The organism is Achromobacter sp. CSND-B12 (assembly GCF_052906545.1).
Map to the genome: position 1 here is coordinate 3,173,124 of NZ_JBREGJ010000001.1, position 17,636 is coordinate 3,190,759.

General features: G+C 62.2%; 16 protein-coding genes. 5 read left to right on the forward strand and 11 right to left on the reverse strand.

Annotation, left to right across the window (positions count from 1 at the left end):
• Positions 1-18: 18 nt before the first annotated feature.
• The 4 genes from gluQRS to ACUTAG_RS14920 form a co-directional block, all read right to left on the reverse strand.
• Positions 19-900, reverse strand: a complete 882-nt coding sequence (gluQRS, locus tag ACUTAG_RS14905) for a tRNA glutamyl-Q(34) synthetase GluQRS (protein WP_148317907.1) — start codon at positions 898-900, stop codon at positions 19-21.
• Positions 901-999: 99 nt separating this feature from the next.
• Positions 1,000-1,458, reverse strand: coding sequence for a DUF494 family protein (locus ACUTAG_RS14910; protein ID WP_006389464.1), 459 nt, complete (start codon positions 1,456-1,458; stop codon positions 1,000-1,002).
• 235 nt (positions 1,459-1,693) lie between these two features.
• On the reverse strand, positions 1,694-3,718 hold the full coding sequence (locus ACUTAG_RS14915) for a TRAP transporter permease (RefSeq protein WP_020925712.1): 2,025 nt from the start codon (positions 3,716-3,718) through the stop codon (positions 1,694-1,696).
• Positions 3,719-3,820: 102 nt separating this feature from the next.
• Positions 3,821-4,783, reverse strand: coding sequence for a TAXI family TRAP transporter solute-binding subunit (locus ACUTAG_RS14920; protein WP_020925711.1), 963 nt, complete (start codon positions 4,781-4,783; stop codon positions 3,821-3,823).
• A gap of 198 nt (positions 4,784-4,981) precedes the next feature.
• On the opposite strand from ACUTAG_RS14920, the gene ACUTAG_RS14925 reads away from it, so the two are divergent.
• The gene (locus tag ACUTAG_RS14925) at positions 4,982-6,121 is read left to right on the forward strand and encodes a DSD1 family PLP-dependent enzyme (RefSeq protein WP_054515645.1); all 1,140 of its coding nucleotides are present in this window, start codon (positions 4,982-4,984) and stop codon (positions 6,119-6,121) included.
• Positions 6,121-7,512: a DUF6630 family protein gene (locus ACUTAG_RS14930; protein ID WP_148317871.1), complete on the forward strand. Its 1,392-nt coding sequence runs from the start codon at positions 6,121-6,123 to the stop codon at positions 7,510-7,512. Before ACUTAG_RS14925 ends, ACUTAG_RS14930 begins: the two co-directional genes overlap by 1 nt.
• Before the next feature lie 43 nt (positions 7,513-7,555).
• Here the strand turns inward: ACUTAG_RS14930 and ACUTAG_RS14935 are convergent, their stop codons facing one another.
• The 5 genes from ACUTAG_RS14935 to ACUTAG_RS14955 all read right to left on the reverse strand — a co-directional run bounded on the left by ACUTAG_RS14935 (position 7,556) and on the right by ACUTAG_RS14955 (position 11,619).
• Positions 7,556-8,293 (reverse strand): amino acid ABC transporter ATP-binding protein, encoded by a 738-nt coding sequence (locus ACUTAG_RS14935; protein WP_020925708.1) that lies wholly within the window; start codon positions 8,291-8,293, stop codon positions 7,556-7,558.
• Entirely contained in the window at positions 8,274-8,930 is a 657-nt protein-coding gene (locus ACUTAG_RS14940; RefSeq protein ID WP_446650224.1) for an amino acid ABC transporter permease, read from the reverse strand. The genes ACUTAG_RS14935 and ACUTAG_RS14940 overlap by 20 nt, the downstream gene beginning before the upstream one ends.
• The gene (locus tag ACUTAG_RS14945; protein ID WP_251200795.1) at positions 8,927-9,595 is read right to left on the reverse strand and encodes an amino acid ABC transporter permease; all 669 of its coding nucleotides are present in this window, start codon (positions 9,593-9,595) and stop codon (positions 8,927-8,929) included. Before ACUTAG_RS14945 ends, ACUTAG_RS14940 begins: the two co-directional genes overlap by 4 nt.
• Positions 9,596-9,623: 28 nt before the next feature.
• Positions 9,624-10,406, reverse strand: coding sequence for a transporter substrate-binding domain-containing protein (locus tag ACUTAG_RS14950; RefSeq protein WP_269875350.1), 783 nt, complete (start codon positions 10,404-10,406; stop codon positions 9,624-9,626).
• 247 nt (positions 10,407-10,653) lie between these two features.
• Positions 10,654-11,619: a Bug family tripartite tricarboxylate transporter substrate binding protein gene (locus ACUTAG_RS14955; protein WP_446650225.1), complete on the reverse strand. Its 966-nt coding sequence runs from the start codon at positions 11,617-11,619 to the stop codon at positions 10,654-10,656.
• Between the two features lie 212 nt (positions 11,620-11,831).
• On the opposite strand from ACUTAG_RS14955, the gene ACUTAG_RS14960 reads away from it, so the two are divergent.
• Complete coding sequence (locus ACUTAG_RS14960; RefSeq protein ID WP_054470801.1) at positions 11,832-13,025, forward strand: acetylornithine transaminase; 1,194 nt, start codon at positions 11,832-11,834, stop codon at positions 13,023-13,025.
• A 90-nt stretch (positions 13,026-13,115) separates the two neighbouring features.
• Here the strand turns inward: ACUTAG_RS14960 and ACUTAG_RS14965 are convergent, their stop codons facing one another.
• Positions 13,116-13,451 carry a TonB-dependent receptor domain-containing protein gene (locus tag ACUTAG_RS14965; RefSeq protein ID WP_278044440.1) on the reverse strand — a complete coding sequence of 112 codons (336 nt, stop codon included), beginning with the start codon at positions 13,449-13,451 and terminating at the stop codon, positions 13,116-13,118.
• Between the two features lie 87 nt (positions 13,452-13,538).
• Positions 13,539-14,942, reverse strand: a complete 1,404-nt coding sequence (locus ACUTAG_RS14970; protein ID WP_131727033.1) for a hypothetical protein — start codon at positions 14,940-14,942, stop codon at positions 13,539-13,541.
• 580 nt (positions 14,943-15,522) lie between these two features.
• Here ACUTAG_RS14970 and ACUTAG_RS14975 point away from each other — a divergent pair.
• Both ACUTAG_RS14975 and ACUTAG_RS14980 read left to right on the forward strand, forming a co-directional pair.
• Positions 15,523-16,773, forward strand: a complete 1,251-nt coding sequence (locus tag ACUTAG_RS14975; RefSeq protein ID WP_446650226.1) for a hypothetical protein — start codon at positions 15,523-15,525, stop codon at positions 16,771-16,773.
• Positions 16,770-17,624 carry a DNA adenine methylase gene (locus tag ACUTAG_RS14980; RefSeq protein ID WP_446650227.1) on the forward strand — a complete coding sequence of 285 codons (855 nt, stop codon included), beginning with the start codon at positions 16,770-16,772 and terminating at the stop codon, positions 17,622-17,624. The genes ACUTAG_RS14975 and ACUTAG_RS14980 overlap by 4 nt, the downstream gene beginning before the upstream one ends.
• The last annotated feature ends 12 nt before the right edge of the window (positions 17,625-17,636 follow it).

A 17,636-nucleotide genomic window follows, 5' to 3' on the forward strand; every position in this document is an offset into this window, starting at 1 on the left:
TGGGAATGGCAGGCCGGCTCAGGGCAGCGGAAAGCGCGCGGCCCAGCGCGCGGTCGCCTCGCGCAGGAAGGCCGCCGGGTCCGGCGCGTCCAGCGGCGCGAAGCCCAATGCCCGCCAGGCGCCTTGCAGCGACGCCAGCGGCGCGCCCGTGTCGATGGCGGGGGCGCCATTCTGCTTGGACAGTTTCAGGCCGCTGGCGGGGTCCAGGATCAGCGGCACGTGCAGGTAGCGCACCGGCGGCAGACCCAGCAGCCGGCCCAGCACGCGCTGGCGCGCGGTCGAACTGAGCAGGTCGGCGCCGCGCACCACGTCGGTCACGCCCTGCGCGCCATCGTCCACCACCACCGCCAGTTGATAGGCCCACAGGCCATCCGCGCGCTTCACGGCGATGTCGCCCACCGCCCGCGCCACGTCCTGCTCCTGCGGCCCGAGCCAGCGGTCCTCGAAGCGTTCCACCCCTTCCGGCATGACCACGCGCCAGGCGCGCGCCTCGCGCCCCGGCGCCAGGCCGTGGCGGCAGGTGCCGGGGTATGGGCGTTCGCCGTCCGCGCCCGGCGCCGCCTGGCCGCGCAGCGCCGAATCGGCGATCTCGCGGCGGGTGCAGCCGCAGCCATAGACCAGCCCGCGCGCGGCCAGCGCGTCGAAGGCGGCCTGATAGGCCTCGCCGCGTTGTGATTGCCAGACGATGTCGCCGTCCCAGCGCAGGCCCAGGGCCTCCAGTTGGCCCATGATGGTCTCGGCCGCGCCGGGCACCGTGCGGGGCGTGTCCACGTCCTCGATGCGCAGCAGCCAGCGGCCGCGGTTGGCGCGCGCGTCCAGCCAGCTGGCCAGCGCGGCCACCAGCGAGCCCGCGTGCAACGGGCCGCTGGGGCTGGGGGCGAAGCGGCCGGTGTAGGTCACGGGATGGAGCAGCAAAGCAGCGGGGTTACGGCGAAACGGCGCCGCGCGCTCGATGCGCGCGGGTCGCGGGGAAACGGGCGTCGGCCGGAGCCGGCGCCGTCAGTGCAGCAAGCGCGTGCCGTCTTCGTCCAGCAGCTCTTCCAGGACCAGGTTGTCGATCTCGGCTTCCTGGCTCCAGAGAACCATGAGGGCGATGATCTTGATCTTGGACAGCGGCACGGGCGATTCCGGCGCCGCCAGGCCCCGGTCGATAACGATCTCGCGCAAGGGCGCGGGCAGCACGCCGGCCGATTCCAGGAAGGCGATGAAGCCGATGGATTCGGAGCCGAGTTGCTGGTATTCGTTATCGGTGTAGATCCGGGTACCGGTGGTGGGCGCCTGGGCGAGATCGACGCAGCGTTCGGTGGTTTCGGCCAGGCCGTAGAGCCAGCCGAGCGCGTCGTCGATGTCCTCGTGCTCGAACCCGGCGGCGGCCAGCCGTTTGGCCAGCACGTCAGCGGCGGGACAGGCTTGCGGCGTGTAGTAATTCTCGTACAGATAAACCAGGATATCGAACATATGGCGCAGTTTTGTGCCTGTTTGCACAGTCGGCCCGCATATCGGCAGACCAGCAAACATGAATTTTACTTTACGCTGATTTATTTGCCCGGGCAACCGACCGCAAGGCGGAGTGTGGCGGGGCGTCGTCGCCTTGCGACAGTCATGAAATCGACGCCCATATGCTGCCAGAATAAGGGGCTTTCCAGGCGGGGCGGCCCTTTTGGGGTCCGCCCCTCTTTAATACCCCCACGGTTCATGCGGTCTTCGGCGCCGACTCCAGCTTGAGCTGCGCCAGCTGGCGGATGAACACCGGAATGCAGATGGCCAGTCCGATCAGCCCGCTGGTCAGCCCCGGCAGGATGGTCAGCAGCGCGCCCAGCGTGCACAGCCAGCGTTCCCAGCTTTTCATGCCCACCAGCATGTAGCGCGAGAACGCCGCCGACAGCAGCACCAGCCCCACCATGCAGCCGAACAGCGTCACGAAGAAGTCGTACCACGTGAAGCCCTGCACCGAGATCAGCAGCGACGGCGAGAACACGAACACGAACGGCACGATCAGCTTGGTGATGCCCAGCCGGAACGCGGTATTGCCGGTCTTGAAGGGATCGCTGCCGGCCATGCCCGCCGCCGCGTAGGCCGCCAGCGCCACCGGCGGCGTGATGTCGGCCAGGATGCCGAAATAGAACACGAAGAAGTGCGCCGCGATCGGCTGCACCCCCAGCTGCACCAGCGTCGGCGCGGCCACCGCCACCATGATCAGGTAGTTGGCGGTGGTGGGAATGCCGCAACCCATCAGGATGCAGACGACGCCCGTCATGATCAGCGCCGCGACCAGCGTCAGCGACTGGGCATTGGCGATAGTCTCGGGAATGATCGCGCCCGCCACGCCGGCGATCGATTGCGCCGCCGAGATCACGATGTACGAGATCTTGAAGCCCACCCCCGTCAGCGTCACCACGCCGATCACGATGCCCACCGTGCCGGCCGCCGCGCCCACCGCCAGCGCGTACTTGGCGCCGGTCTCGAAGGCTTCGTACAGATCGCGCCAATGCAGCCGCTGGAACGGATTGAGCAGGCCCACGATGATGCAGCCGGTGATGCCGGCAAACGCCGCCAGGTACGGCGTGCGGCCGCTGGCCAGCACGCCGATCAGCAGAATCAGCGGAATCAGCGTTGGCCAGCGCATCTTGAACGACTGCTTCAGCTTGGGCATTTCCTCGGCCGTCAGGCCGCGCAGGCCCTCGCGCTTGGCCTCGAAGTGCACCTGCATGAACATGCCGAAGAAATACAGAAAGGCCGGGAAGATGCCCGCGATCGCGATCTGCTGGTACGGAATGCCCAGGAACTCGATCATCAGGAACGCCGCCGCGCCCATGATCGGCGGCGTGATCTGTCCGCCCGTGCTGCTGGCCGCCTCCACCCCCGCCGCGAAATGTCGCGGATAGCCAATGCGGATCATCGCCGGAATGGTCAGTGAGCCCACCGTCACGGCGTTGGCCACCGACGAACCCGACAGCATGCCGAACATGGCCGAGCCGAACACCGACACCTTGGCCGGGCCGCCCGCATAGCGTCCGGCGATGGTGGACGCCACGTCCAGGAACAACTGGCCCAGGCCGATGCGCGTGGCCAGCACGCCGAACAGCACGAAGTGGAACACGTAGGTGGCCACCACGCCCACCGCCACGCCGTACACGCCCTGGCTGGTCAGGTACATGTGGTTGACGATCTGCGACCACGTATTGCCTGCGTGCTGCAGCAGCCCGGGGAAATACGGCCCGAAGGCGGCGTAGGCCATGAACACCAGCGCGATGATCGGCAGCGGCCAGCCCATGGCGCGGCGCGTGGCTTCCAGCAGCCCGATCAGCAGGATCGAGCCCATCAGCACGTCGATCGGCAGCGGATTGCCGACGCGGAACGCCAGGTCCTCGAAAATGTAGGGGATGTACAGCACCGACAGCGCCAGCGCGATGGCGATGATCCAGTCATACAGCGGCACGCCGCCCGGCGCGTACCAGGTGGACTTCGGCTCGCGCTGGTAATGCGACTTGGAAAAGCCGAACACCAGGAAGATCAGGCTCAGCACGAAGGCCAGGTGCACGCCGCGGTGCGTGGCTTCGCGCAGCAGGCCGAAGCCGGCGGTGTAGTAGTGGAACAGCGACAGCGCCACCAGCAGGCCCGAGACGATCCAGGTGGCGCTCTTGTGCAGCGGCCGGAAGCGGATCTCGGAATCGTACTTTTCCGCCAGCTGCTGTGTTTTCTCGTGGTCTATTTCCATAGCCAGGTTTCTCAGGTGATTGCGCGAACAGGGCCGCCCGAGGCGGCCCTGCGCTGGCGCGGCGATGGGCGCCGCGCTTCCCCGGAAGGGACGGGTCGGCGCTTACTTCAGCAGGCCGATTTCCTTGTAGAACTTCTCGGCGCCCGGGTGGAACGGGATGCCCGCGCCCTTGACCGCGTTGTCGCGGGTGATGAGCTTGCCCTTGGCGTGGCCGTTGTCCAGCGTCTTGCGGGTGGCGTCGCTGTACAGCGCCTTGGTGACGTCGTACACCACCTGTTCGGACAGCTTGGCCGACGTCACCATCTGCGCGTTGACCGAGATGGTCTTGACCTCGCCCACGTTCTGGTAGGTGTTGGCGGCAATGGTGTCGGGCGTGAAGAACTCCTGCTTGGCGCGCAGCGCGTCGATCTCGGGGCCGACCAGCGGCACGATTTCGATGCCGCCGCCGCTGGAGGCCAGCTCGGCGATGGCGCCGGCGGGGGCGCCGCCCACGAAGAAGAACGCGTCCAGGCCGCCGTCCTTGAGCTTGTCGCCGGCCTGGTTGGGCTTGAGGTATTCGGCCTTGACGTCCTTGTCGGTCATGCCATAGGCGCCCAGGATCAGGCGCACGTCCACCAGCGTGCCGGAACCCGGCTCGTCCATCGACACGCGCTTGCCCTTCAGGTCGGCCACGCTCTTGATGCCCGCGCCCTTGCGCGTCACCAGGTGGATGCTTTCCGGATACAGCGTGGCGATCAGGCGCAGGTCCTGCGCCTTGGGCTTGCCTTCGAAGGTGCCGGTGCCGCTGTAGGCCCAGAAGGCCACGTCCGACTGCGTGAAGCCGGCTTCGAACGAACCGCCCATGATGCCGTTGATGTTGGCCACCGAACCGTTGGAGGCGACCGCGGTGGCGATCAGCTTGCCGGGTTGGGACACGGCGTTGGCGATGATGCCGCCGATGGGGTAGTAGGTGCCGGCGGTGCCGCCGGTGCCGATACGGAAGAACTGCTGGGCTTGCGCGGCCCCGGTCGCGCCGACAGCGGCGGCGGCCATGGCCAGGGTGGCGATCCAATTCCTGAGTTTCATGCGAGCTTCTCCGTTATGAGTGGAAGTAACCTATTGTTGTGTTGAAATTCTGGCACGCCACCCGCCCTGCGCCAATGGCCTGGAAGCTATCGTTTACCAGGGGTTGCCGCAGTGCGGAAACGTCAACGGTCCGGCGTGGGCCATCGCGCGCGGCGGCGGTTCACGGTTACGCCGCAGGTTTGATCACGGAGCTATTCGATGTCCCAAGAAGTCATCCGCGGCATAGTGCTGCCCCCGCCCGCCCAGGCCGGCGATCCCCTGGCCAGCGTCGACACGCCCAGCCTGGTGCTGGACCTGGCCGCGTTCGAGGCCAACCTGCGCGCCATGCAGGCCTGGGCCGACCGCCACGAGGTCGCGCTGCGGCCGCACGCCAAGGCCCACAAATGCCCCGAGATCGCGCGCCGCCAACTGGCGCTGGGCGCGCGCGGCATCTGTTGCCAGAAGGTCAGCGAAGCCGTGCCGTTCGTGGCCGCCGGCATCACCGACATCCACATCAGCAACGAAGTGGTCGGCCCGGCCAAGCTGCGCCTCTTGGCCCAACTGGCGCGCGCCGCCAAGCTCAGCGTCTGTGTCGACAATGCCGCCAACCTGGCGCGGATCTCGCAGGCCATGGCCGCGGCCGGCGCCGAGATCGACGTGCTGGTGGAAGTGGACGTGGGCCAGGGCCGCTGCGGCGTGTCCGACGACGCCACCGTGCTGGCGCTGGCGCAGCAGGCGCGCGACCTGCCGGGCGTGACCTTCGTCGGCCTGCAGGCCTATCACGGCTCGGTGCAGCACTTGCGCACCCGCGAGGAACGCGCCGCCGTCTGCCGCCAGGCCGCGCGCATCGCCGCGTCGTATCAACTGCTGCTGCGCGAGAGCGGCATCGCCTGCGACATCATCACCGGCGGCGGCACCGGCAGCGCCGAATTCGATGCCGCCAGCGGCGTCTACACCGAACTGCAGGCCGGTTCCTACGCCTTCATGGACGGCGACTACGGCGCCAACGAATGGGACGGCCCGCTCGCCTTCCAGAACAGCCTGTTCGTGCTGTCCACCGTGATGAGCACGCCGGCGCCCGACCGCGTCATCCTCGACGCCGGCCTGAAATCCACCACCGCCGAATGCGGCCCGCCCGCGATCCACGGCGCCCAGGGCCTGCAATACGCCGCCATCAACGACGAACACGGCGTGGTGCGCGTGGCGCCCGACGCGCAGCCGCCGGCGCTGGGCGACACGCTGCTGCTGGTGCCCTCGCACGTCGATCCCACCTTCAACCTGCACGACGGGCTGGTGGTCTATCGCGACGGCATCGTGCAGGACATCTGGGAGATCTCGGCGCGCGGGTTCTCGCGCTGATGGCGGCCGCGCCGATCGCGATGGAGCCGTTGTCCTTCGATTGGAAGACGCCGCTGCCGGAACTGCTGGACGCGTTGCGGCAGGCGTATGCGGCGCGCTACCCGGCCCTGGCCGCCGCGCGGCTCGATGCGCTGCGCGCGGCGTTGCGCGATGACCGCGCCGACGACTTCCTGCCGCCGCTGGGCCAGGAACTGGAAGCGCAGGGGCTGGCGTTGATCGAGCAGGACGAAGACGACGACGCCATCCATCTGCTGATCGTGCCTCTGGCCGATGCTGGCGACGCGCTGGCACAGATCGGGGCACGGGGCCAACAAGGTACGCGGCATCGGCAGGACGGCGCCCCGCAAGGCGCGCCGGCGGCATTGCCGCGCCCTGCTTCCGGTCCGCTGGCGCAGCCTGGCGATTATCTGGACATGGCGCAGTGCGTCCCGCTGGCGCCGGGCTGGGCATGCATGGCCAACCGTGACACGGCGGCGCCGCAACTGGTGGACCTGCATGATTGGCCGGCCCTGCGCGAGGTTGGCGGCAAGTTCCAGCCGCATCGCGGCCTGCTGGCATCGGCCGTCGCCGCCAACGGCGTCCATGCCTGGATCGAGCAAGGCCCAGACGGCATCGCCGGCACGCCCTATGCCCATCTGCTGCGCGCGCCCCGGGTCGAGGCCGCGCCGCTCAACCGCCCCGGCCTTGCGCTGCCGCCGCGCGCGGCGCAGGCGCAGCGCCGCACGCCCGAATTCAGCCTGGGCTTCGCGGGCGACGACCTGCTGCTGGTGGATCGCGGCATGGTGTTCGTGTACTGGGGCTTTGCCGCGCAGGACGAAGCGGCCGCCATCGAGCCGGCACTGCTGTACACCGCGCCGCCGCAACGCCGCCCCGTCAGCGACCGCTCGGCGGTGATCCAGACGCCCGACGGCCGCGCCTGCGTGCTGTGCCGTGGCCAGCTTCTGCGGTGGCGCGGCGGCCAGTTGCATCCCCTGGCATTGCGCTATCCCGAGGCGGCATCGGGGGATCTCTCGCATCCCGTCGCCTGCGGCAGCGGCGCCATCGCCTGGCTGGAAGACGACGCGCTTTGCCACGCGGACCTGGACGCCCTTGCCGTCAGCCGCCATGCGCCGCAACAGATGCCCGCCGGCGGCATGATCCTGCAGTCCCTGCCGCAAGGCTGGCTGCTGCTGGGCCACTGGCATGCGCCGCACCGCAGCCTGGACCTGGGCCAGTTGTGGCATCCCGATTCCGGCCAGGTCCTGCGCATCCGCCACGGCGCGCTCGATCTGGATAGCGGCATCCAGCGCGCGTGGATTTTGCCGGATGGCGGGGTGATGGTCGGGGGACAACTGCGTCACGTGCGCCTGGGTCGCTTCGACGCATTGTTGGGCCGATTGCCAGCCGCTTGACCCTCGGCGGCCGGGCCATGGCCGCCGCCAGGATCCACGCGCCCTATCCGGCCAGGTCCGTCATCCCCAGGAACTGCCGCAGCTCGGGCGTGGCCGGCGCGGTGAACAATTCCTCCGGCGGCCCGATCTCGTGCACGCGCCCCTGGTGCATGAACACCACGCGGTCGCACACCTCGCGCGCAAAGCGCATCTCGTGCGTCACCATCAGCAGCGTCATGCCGTCGGCGGCCAGCTCGCGCACCACCGCCAGCACCTCGTTGACCAGCTCCGGGTCCAGCGCCGACGTGATCTCGTCGCATAGCAGCGCCAGCGGCTGCATCGCCAACGCGCGCGCGATCGCCACGCGCTGCTGCTGCCCGCCCGACAATTCCTCGGGCCAGGCGTCGAACTTGTGTTCCAGTCCCACCCGCGTCAGCATCGCCCGCGCCAGGTCGGCGGCCTGGTCCTGCGGCATGCGCTTGGCCACCATCGGCGACAGCATCACGTTGCGCCCCACCGTCAGGTGCGGGAACAGGTTGAACTGCTGGAAGATCATGCCCACCTTCAACCGCAGCGCGCGCAACCGCAGCTCGTCGTCGCCCAGCTGCGCGTCCGCCACCATGATGGCGCCGCTGTCGATCTGCTCCAGGCCGTTCACGCAGCGCAACAGCGTGCTCTTGCCGGAACCGCTTTTGCCGATGATGGCGATCACCTCGCCAGGCTCGACGCGCAACGTCACCCCTTTCAGGACTTCGTTGTCGCCGAACTTCTTGCGGACGTCTTCAAGAGCGATGAGGGGCATGCAACTTCCTTTCCAGCAGCAGGCTGAGGCGCGACAGGGGCCAGCACAGCGCGAAATAGATCAGCGCGGCGCAGGCATAGACGGTGAAGGGGCTGAAGGTGGCGTTGGTGATCACCGTGCTGGCCTGGGACAGCTCGGTGAAACCGATGATGGAGGTCAGCGCCGTGCTCTTGACGATCTGCACCGCGAAGCCGACGGTCGGCGCCACCGCGATGCGCAGCGCCTGTGGCAGCACCACGTAGCGCATCTGCTGCACGTAGCCCAGCGCCAGGCTGGCCGAGGCTTCCCACTGGCCTTTCGGAATCGCTTCCACGCAGCCGCGCCAGATCTCGGCCAGGAACGCGCCCGACCACAGCGTCAGCGCCGCGCCCGCGGCCAGCCACGGCGGCACCTCGACCCCGGCCAGCGACAAGCCGAAGAACGCCAGGAACAACTGCATCAGCAGCGGCGTGCCCTGGAACAGTTCGATATACGCCCAGCTCACGCGCCGCAGCAGCGCCACGCGCGAGGTCCGCATCATCAGCGCCAGCATGCCCATCAGCGCGCCGCCGGCAAACGCCACCAGCGACAGCACGACGGTCCAGCGCGCCGCCAGCAGCAGGTTGCGGACAATGTCCCAGGTGGTGAACTCGATCATCGCGCCGCCTTGCGGAACACCCGCCTGCCCGTCATGCGCAGCAACTGGCGCAACAACACCGCCAGCACCAGATAGATGCCGGTGGTCACGAAATACACCTCGAACGCGCGGAAATTGCGCGACTGGATGAAATTGGCCGCGAACGTCAGGTCCTCGGCCGCGATCTGCGAGCACACCGCGGACCCCAGCATCACGATCACGATCTGCGACGACAGCGCCGGCCAGATGCGCGCCAGCGCGGGTTTCAGCACCACATGGCGGAACACCTGCAAGCGCGTCATCGCCAGGCTGGCGCCGGCCTCGTACTGGCCCTTGGGCGTGGCGTCGATGCCGGCGCGGATGATCTCGGCGCTGTAGGCGCCCAGGTTCAGCGCCATCGCCAGGCAGGCCGCCTGCATCTCGCTGAACTGCACGCCCAGCGACGGCAGCCCGAAGAACACGAAAAACAACTGGATCAGGAACGGCGTGTTGCGCACCACCTCCACATAGGCGGTGACCGGCGCGCGCAGCCAGCGCGGCCCCTGCGTGCGGGCCCAGGCGCAGGCGATGCCCAGCGCCACGCCCGCCACCGCGCCAAACGCGATCAGCTCGACCGTCACGCCAATGCCCTTGATGAGCACCGGCGTGTAGTCGAACACGGAAGCGAAGTCGAATTGATAAGCCATGAACAGCGCTCCGGCGCGCGCGCCTGCCTTACAGATCCTTGGGCAGATCGGCGCCCAGCCACTTCTTGGAGATCGCCGTCAGCGAGCCGTCGCGCTTGGCGTTGGCCAGGATCTCGTTGACCTTGGCGCGCAGCTTCGGCTCGTCCTTGTTCAGGCCGATGTAGCAGGGCGAATCCTTGATCAGGAACTTGGTCTCCGGCTTCTTCGGCGGGTTGCGCGCCAGGATCGCGGCCGCCACCACGTTGCCCGTGGCGATCAGCGGCACCTGGCCCGACAGAAAGGCGGTGATGGTGCCGTTGTTGTCTTCATAGCGCTTGAGCGTGGCCGTGGGCGGCGCGATCTTGGTCAGCTCGATGTCCTCGACCGCGCCGCGCGTCACGCCGATGGTCTTGCCCGCCAGGTCGGCGGCCGACGCCACCTTCAGGTCGGCCGGGCCGAACACGCCATTGAAGAACGGCGCATACGCGTCGGAGAAATCGATCGCCTTCTCGCGCTCCGGATTCTTGCCCAGGCTGGAGATCACCAGATCCACCTTGCGGGTCTGCAGGTACGGCACGCGGTTGGCGCTGGTCACCGGCACCAGCTCCAGCTTCACGCCCAGTTGCTTGGCGATCAGCGCGGCCGTGTCGATGTCATAGCCCAGCGGCTTCATGTCGGCGCCGACCGAGCCGAACGGCGGGAAGTCCTGCGGCACCGCGACCTTGAGGGTGCCGCGCTTGACGATATCGTCCAGGGTGTCGGCATGCGTGAGCGGCGCGGCCAGCAGCGTGGCGGCGGTGCAGAGGGACAGCAACAGGGTTCTACGGTTCATGAGGAACTCTCCAGGGCGCGCCGCCCCGGGAGCGGGGTCGAGCGTTGCACACCAATTCGGTATACAAAACTGGAAAAGCAAGTTCCGTGCCATTTTGGGCACGCCGTGGCGCGCGCCTATTGCTCCTCGCCCATCGCACCAGGGTGGTGCATCGTGCGCCGTTGCGGCGCATGCGTGGCACCGGATCGGCACCACGGCGAGCGCCGGGGCGGGAACCGCCCCGCCACCGGCTCCTGCGGGACAGTCGTCAGTCCACCTGCGCGCCCGACTGCTTGACCGCCTTGCCCCACTTGTCGACCTCGCCGGCGATGAACGCGCCGGTGGCCTCGGGCTTCATCGGCATCGGCTCCGCGCCGCGATCACGGAAGAACTTCTGCATCTCGGGCGTGCCCAGCACGTGGCCGATCTGCTGGCTCAGGTAGTTGGTCACAGCCGGCGGCGTATCACGCGGCGCCAGCACCGCCGCCCAGCCGATCGCCTCGAAACCCGGATGACCGCTCTCGGCCACCGTCGGCACGTCCGGCAGTTGCGGCAGGCGCTTGGCCGTCGTCACCGCCAGCGCCACCGCCTTCTTGCTCTGCACGTGCGGCAGCCCCGCCGTCACCGAATCCACCATCAGCGGCACCTGGTGCCCCAGGAAATCCGCCTGCGCCGGGCCGCTGCCCTTGTACGGAATATGGCGGATGTCGATATCGGCCGCCGCCTTGAACATCTCGGCCGACAGATGCTGCGTGCCGCCGATGCCGGCGCTGGCATACGCCAGCTCGCCCGGATTGGCGCGCGCCTGCTTGACCAACTGCTGCAGCGACGTAATGCCCGAAGCCGGCGTCGCCAGGAACATCAGCGGCACCGAGAATACCCCCGACACCGGCGCGAAATCCTTGGTCAGGCTGTAGTTGATGGTCTTGTACAGCGTCTGGTTCACCGCCGCGGCCGAGCCCGCGATCACCAGCGTGTAACCGTCCGGCGTCGCGCGCGCGGCCTGCTCCATGCCGATATTGCTGCCGGCGCCGGCGCGGTTCTCCACCACGATCGGTTGTTTGACGGCAGTGCCCAGCTTCTCGGCCAGCGCGCGGGCGAAGATATCGGTGGCCTGCCCCGGCGGGAACGGCACGATCAGGCGGATGGGACGGTCGGGATATTCGGCATGCGCGGCCGTCGCGGCCGCCGCCAGCACCAGGCCGGCGGCAAGACTGGAAAGAATTCGTGTCATGATCGGTCAGTAAAAAGCGACAAAGAGCGGCGTCCGGCGCCGGCCCTGTTGCATAAAATAGAGAGCCCCGCGCAAGCGGCCCTTTTGGGGCGGCCGTGGGGCGGATCGGCTGGGGGTGCGTCACGATAGCATTCCCCCGCCGGTGCTAAATTCGGCATTTAGCGTTTCCCTTCTTTTTCAACCCCTGTTCTCTCCTTTCAGCAGGAACCGCCATGGAATTCAGCCAGTACAACGTCAACGCCCTCATGGAGATCACCTCCCGTCCGGACCTCGTGTTCGTGCGCGGCCAGGGGTCCTGGCTGGAGGATCACGCGGGCAAGCGATACCTGGACTTCGTCCAGGGCTGGGCCGTCAACACCCTGGGCCACAGCGCCCCGGAAATGCAGAAGGCCCTGCTGGACCAGTCCAAGCTGCTGATGAACCCGTCGCCGGCGTTCTACAACCTGCCCTCCATCGAACTGGCCACCCGCCTGACCGGCGCCTCGGTCTTCGACCGCGTCTTCTTCGCCAACAGCGGCGGCGAAGCCAACGAAGGCGCCATCAAGCTGGCGCGCAAATGGGGCCAGGTCAACAAGAAGGGCGCCTACAAGATCATCACCATGAACCACGGCTTCCACGGCCGCACCCTGGCCACGATGTCCGCGTCCGGCAAGCCGGGCTGGGACAAGATGTTCGCGCCGCAGGTGGAAGGTTTCCCGAAGGCCGAGATCAATGATCTGGAATCGGTGCGCAAGCTGATCGATGACCAGACCGTGGCGATCATGCTCGAACCTGTTCAGGGCGAAGCTGGCGTCATCCCGGCGACGAAGGAATTCATGCAAGGCCTGCGCAAGCTGGCGGATGAGCACAAGCTGCTGTTTATTGTGGATGAAGTGCAGACGGGGATGGGCCGTACCGGCACCCTGTTCGCCTACCAGCAATCCGACGTGGTGCCGGACATCATGACGCTGGCCAAGGGGATTGGTGGTGGGGTGCCGTTGGCTGCTCTCTTGGCGCGTCAGGAAGTTTGCGTGTTCTCGCATGGGGACCAGGGTGGTACGTATAACGGGAATCCGTTGATGGCAGCTGTGGGGGTGGCGGTGTTTGATGCGCTGGCTGCGCCGGGCTTTATCGAAGCGGTCAATGCGCGTGCCAAGCAGCTGTCCGAAGGGCTGCTGGCTTTGTCGGCCAAGTATGGGATGAAGGGTGAGCGCGGGATGGGGTTGCTGCGTGCGCTGATCATGGATCGGGATGATGGCCCCGCCATCGTCGAGGCCGCGCGGAATTTGACGCCGAATGGGCTGCTGCTGAATGCGCCGCGGGGGAATTTGCTGCGGTTTATGCCGGCGTTGAATGTGACGGCTGAAGAAATCGATACGATGCTTACGCAGTTGGATGGGTTGATTGCGCAGGTGCGCAAGGGTTGATCCGAGCCATCGGGCACTAATGAACAAAGGCCGCATATCCGCGGCCTTTGTTCATTTTGAGCGCACGCATGCGCTATCGCAGCCGCCTCACTAGAACTTGTGGGACAGCGCCACCATGAAGTTGCGGGGATCGCCGTAGTTCCGGGTGCTGTAGAAGTTCACCTGCGAATAGTATTTCTTGTCGAACAGATTGTTGATGTTGAGCTGCAAGGCGGTCTGCTGCGTGAACGCATAGCGCGCCATCAGATTGGCGATCGCGTAGCTGGGGAGGTCCGCGCGGCGCTGCACGAACGGGCCGCTGCCATTCGCACCCCACACCGTTGCCCACGAACCGCTCTGCCACCGCACGCCGCCGCCTACCGTCAGGTTCCGCAAAGCGCCGGAAAAGGCGCATGTCGTAAACAGGTTGAAGGTATTCCGAGGCAAGGCGGTATTCGGTTTTGCGTGTCGCGCAGAAACGGGGTTTCTGTTTTTTTAAGAGTCATAAGCGCCATTAAATCCGCACGCGCAATATTAAAAAAGTTTGTTGTTAATATCACTTGCTAAGTTCTTGCCGGTACGATGATCGCTACTAGTTTTTGAGAAAGAAAAAGTGTAGCGCCCATCACCTTGAAAAACGGCTTTATAGTGCTTTCCGTCGTCAGTGAGATCAAAGCCGAGGCGACCCAGCGCGTTCCGGGTTTTCGCATCCATTTCTTGGTAAGTTTTGAGTAGAGTCTTGATCTCGTTTCCTAGCGCCTGGCCTGCGCCAGACGTAAGGTTGGCCGCAATTAAGTCGTGTAGTACATGTTGACGACGACTGCCCTCGCGAGCAATGCGGCTCGCCTCCCTGAGGGCTTCTATGATGATATCCGCGATCTCGTGTTGATACAGATCTTGTTCATTGCCGCGTTGGATTAGCCCGTCTGCTGAGGACTGGCTCGCCACAGAAAGTCGACGATTTTCAGAGGAAAGCCGAGATACCTCCTCCTCCGCCTCTTTGGCGCGAGCTTCTTTCGCTGCAAGGTCTGCGTCAAAGGCCTCAATATATGCGCGAAGTTCAGTGGATCCTGCGGACTTAAGTTGATCAAGCCGATTGCGAGCCACAGCCTCCTTGAGGTTAGACCACGTACACGGGGTTGCCAGGCGTCGGTTAGACAAGGCAATGCGGATATCCCTTGCGACCTCGAATTGCAGCGCTCGTGGATCGGGGGTTTCGTCATCTAAAAAGTATGCTTTTCTAGATTGAGAATTCGGCCAGTACACACCGACGGTGCCGCCAAACACATTTCTTGCACCGGTTAAACCTTTCACTTTTATGGAAAAGGTTCTGGATGGTTCCACTACAACGTGGGCTGTACCAGAAACTGATTTTGCCAACTCATCAGGGTCAATTAGATGTCCACCCCGGAAACCCGTGCTTATATAAACGATGGGAAGAGAATTGTTTGCGGTACCGAGAATAAGATCTGCGGCAACTTGTGCCTCGTCCTCTCCTAGTCGAAAGGGACAGTCCGTAACTGGAATCTCGCCATCTGTACCTCCGCCAAGTTGATTAAGTGCTTGGCGAATAAAGTACGGCTTTTTGGGTGGAGGTAGCCTAGCAGCAGTGCTCAAAGCTTCACAGACGGTTCGAATGCTGAGGGTTTGTTTTTCATGTGTCTTAAACGTAACTATGGCAGTTGTCCATTGAAGTCCCTCTTCCGTTCGGACGTAGTGCAAACCACCAATCTCGAAATCTCTTCCGCCAGCTCTCGCAAGAATTACTTGTTCATCCCCGATGGTGACGATACGTTCACCCTCTTTGGGTAGATCCAAAAGGTCAGACCGTTGGGTTTTGGTATGTGGACTTCCCGCTATCCACTCACACGCAAGGCGCATGACTTCTTCGACAGTGTTCTTTGAATCGATGGGAAATTCTGTGGAAAAGTGAGCCATGTATGCGCGTAGAAAGTAGATAATTAATATTAATTGGTGTTGACCGCCATAACAGTCCGTACTAACGCTCGAATTTTGTGGGCGACGATATGTCGATCAGGCACATGTGGGAGATCCCCAACACTGCTAAGACTGGGCACTTACGGGAACGTCGCTAATAACGAAATATTAGTTATTTATGACGCCGGTTGAATAGCGATAAAAGTGACCGGTACGTTGCTGGATTCTAGAACGAATTTGTTTCAATTGGTAGGTTGGAGATTCCTCTAAGGGAAGCCGTGTACGTGATCGGGTACAGGTCCTCGTGATGGGCCAAGATCCAATGCTAGGTGTGCATCGAGACCAAATCGGGTCTGTGTCCGTCCCTGTTAAGTCCGTTCCGCGAGCAACCGCGGCGGCAGTTTCTTGCGTGCCGATGGTGAGGTTAAGGGTTTACCCTCTCTTTTTCTTCAATTATGATAAAAATTATTTAATTTGCACTATTCTTGTTACTCAAGTCATACTTCGTGCTGGAGCGCCGGTTCGTACGATCACCTACACGGTGAATAAATACTTTTTTTAAATTCGCTAAGGAGAGGCCGTGAGTCAAAAGGTTACAACGTTCCATCTTAAAGATTTAAGGCTGTGGACGGAAAACCCTCGTGATGCGATCGACGCTCGAGCGAGCGATCAAACGATTGTTGATAGAGCAATTGCTGATCAACGGGGAAAATGGACCCTTCCTAAGTTGGCTCTAGAAATGGGGAAGTATTACGATTTCAGTGAGTTGCCCACGGTAGTTTTGCATGGACAGACTCCTATCGTTTATGACGGAAATAGGAGAATGATCCTAGGGAAAATAAAGCATGGACATGTGAAGGCCGATGGTATTGACATTGCCGCTATCCCCGATTTCCCAGAAAAAATTCCCTGCAATTTGTGTTCGCGAGAGATAGCTCTTGCAAATATTTTTAGAAAACACGCTGATACAGGTTCATGGCAACCGTTGGAGCGTGACATTTTCCTTCATAAGTTCATGGGGAAACCAAAAACTCCATTTTTAATGATGGAAGAGAATACGGGGTTAATCAGCAAGAACCCACATCTGAATCAACGTTTCGTGAAGGAGGAGATCTTTCGTCCGGATATGCTGGAAGAACTAGGAATTTTCTTGGAAGACGGGAAGTTGCTCAGTAAATTCGACTCCAAGGAAACGAGAGAAATACTCGAGGATATTTCCAAGAAAATTAAAAACAAGACAATTTCGACGCGAAAAAATAGAGGGGATGTGCTCGGCGTATTGGACCCTGATAATAGACGTGTTATTGACTCCGGCAAAAAAAAATCGGCTAAAGAAGTTGATCTAAATAGTGTCACAGAATCGACTCCTCCCAGCAATTACGGGCTGCGGCAAACCAGGCGTGTAAGGGGAAAGGGGCATGAAATATTCGGAGGTCCTCTGTACTTAAATGCCGGAGATGTCAGCAACCTGTATCGCGACATCGCTGACCTGCATAGATACTACAGAGAAAATAAAAAGAATCTGTCCGCGATGTTTCCTTGCTTGATCCGAATGGCACTTAGGTTGCTCGCCGAAACAGCAGCAAAAGATAAGGGACAAGATTTAAAATCTTATGTAAATTCACATTTTCAGGTCGCAAAAAGTACACTTGATACTGACGCGAAGACTACACTTTCTAACCAGAACGTGAATGAGGGTAGTTTGGTGCAGCTATTGCATACTGGCGCTCACAATTATTCTGCCGCCGCAAGTGTGGATCAAACTATTGCAGTGTCCGTTATAATTGGGGCAATACTAACTGATTCACATGGTAAGGTAGCCAAGTCGTGAGCCGCTATTGCTCCCCGTTGCGATATCCTGGTGGGAAAAATTGCATTTTTCCATTTGTCTCCAATCTCTTTTATGAAAACGACCTTGTCGGCGTCGCATATGCGGAGCCTTATGCGGGGGGGGGCGGACTTGCATTGCGCTTATTGTTCGAGGAGTACGTGGATAGAATATATATTAATGACCTGGATCCTGCGATTTACGCGTTCTGGAAGGCTGTTCTCGAAAGATCGGATGAGTTGTGCGATTGGATAGACCAAGTAGAGGTCTCGATGCACAATTGGCATTACTTTAAGAAACTGCAAGGCCAAGATTTAGATTTCTTTGAGACTGCGAAAACAACATTTTTTCTCAACAGAACTAATGTTTCTGGGGTGCTAAAGGGGGGGGTTATTGGTGGTTATGAGCAAAAAGGAAAATTTAAAATAGATGCTCGTTTCAATAAAAGCGACTTGATAGCAAGGATAAAAAAAATTGCGCGATTTAGGGATAGAATAAACGTATCAAATTTGGATGGGCTGTCCTTTGTAAGAAAAATGGATGCCATGCGGGAAGAGGTATTTATATATCTGGATCCTCCTTATTTTCAAAAGGGATCTGATTTGTATATGAATTTCTACTCTAAAGCTGATCACAAGAAGTTGTCTAGCTATGTTGGCAGAATAAAAAATAAATGGATGGTGTCTTATGATAATCACGAATTTATTTTGAATCTTTACGCCAATCGAAAGAAAGTTATGTATAAACTTTCTCAGAGTGCCTCCAATCGTGTCGGAGATGAGGTTCTAATATTTTCGGAGAAGATATCGTTCGATCAGGCGGTTTCTTCGTTAAGTCATCCTGTATACATTTAGCAAAGCGAAGCG

Excerpts from the sequence above, each read along its gene's own strand:
- ACUTAG_RS14910 (WP_006389464.1), bottom strand. The coding sequence starts at position 1,458 with ATGTTCGATATCCTGGTTTATCTGTACGAGAATTACTACACGCCGCAA.
- ACUTAG_RS14915 (WP_020925712.1), bottom strand. The coding sequence starts at position 3,718 with ATGGAAATAGACCACGAGAAAACACAGCAGCTGGCGGAAAAGTACGAT.
- ACUTAG_RS14920 (WP_020925711.1), bottom strand. The coding sequence starts at position 4,783 with ATGAAACTCAGGAATTGGATCGCCACCCTGGCCATGGCCGCCGCCGCT.
- ACUTAG_RS14925 (WP_054515645.1), top strand. The coding sequence starts at position 4,982 with ATGTCCCAAGAAGTCATCCGCGGCATAGTGCTGCCCCCGCCCGCCCAG.
- ACUTAG_RS14930 (WP_148317871.1), top strand. The coding sequence starts at position 6,121 with ATGGCGGCCGCGCCGATCGCGATGGAGCCGTTGTCCTTCGATTGGAAG.
- ACUTAG_RS14935 (WP_020925708.1), bottom strand. The coding sequence starts at position 8,293 with ATGCCCCTCATCGCTCTTGAAGACGTCCGCAAGAAGTTCGGCGACAAC.
- ACUTAG_RS14940 (WP_446650224.1), bottom strand. The coding sequence starts at position 8,930 with ATGATCGAGTTCACCACCTGGGACATTGTCCGCAACCTGCTGCTGGCG.
- ACUTAG_RS14945 (WP_251200795.1), bottom strand. The coding sequence starts at position 9,595 with ATGGCTTATCAATTCGACTTCGCTTCCGTGTTCGACTACACGCCGGTG.
- ACUTAG_RS14950 (WP_269875350.1), bottom strand. The coding sequence starts at position 10,406 with ATGAACCGTAGAACCCTGTTGCTGTCCCTCTGCACCGCCGCCACGCTG.
- ACUTAG_RS14955 (WP_446650225.1), bottom strand. The coding sequence starts at position 11,619 with ATGACACGAATTCTTTCCAGTCTTGCCGCCGGCCTGGTGCTGGCGGCG.
- ACUTAG_RS14960 (WP_054470801.1), top strand. The coding sequence starts at position 11,832 with ATGGAATTCAGCCAGTACAACGTCAACGCCCTCATGGAGATCACCTCC.
- ACUTAG_RS14970 (WP_131727033.1), bottom strand. The coding sequence starts at position 14,942 with ATGGCTCACTTTTCCACAGAATTTCCCATCGATTCAAAGAACACTGTC.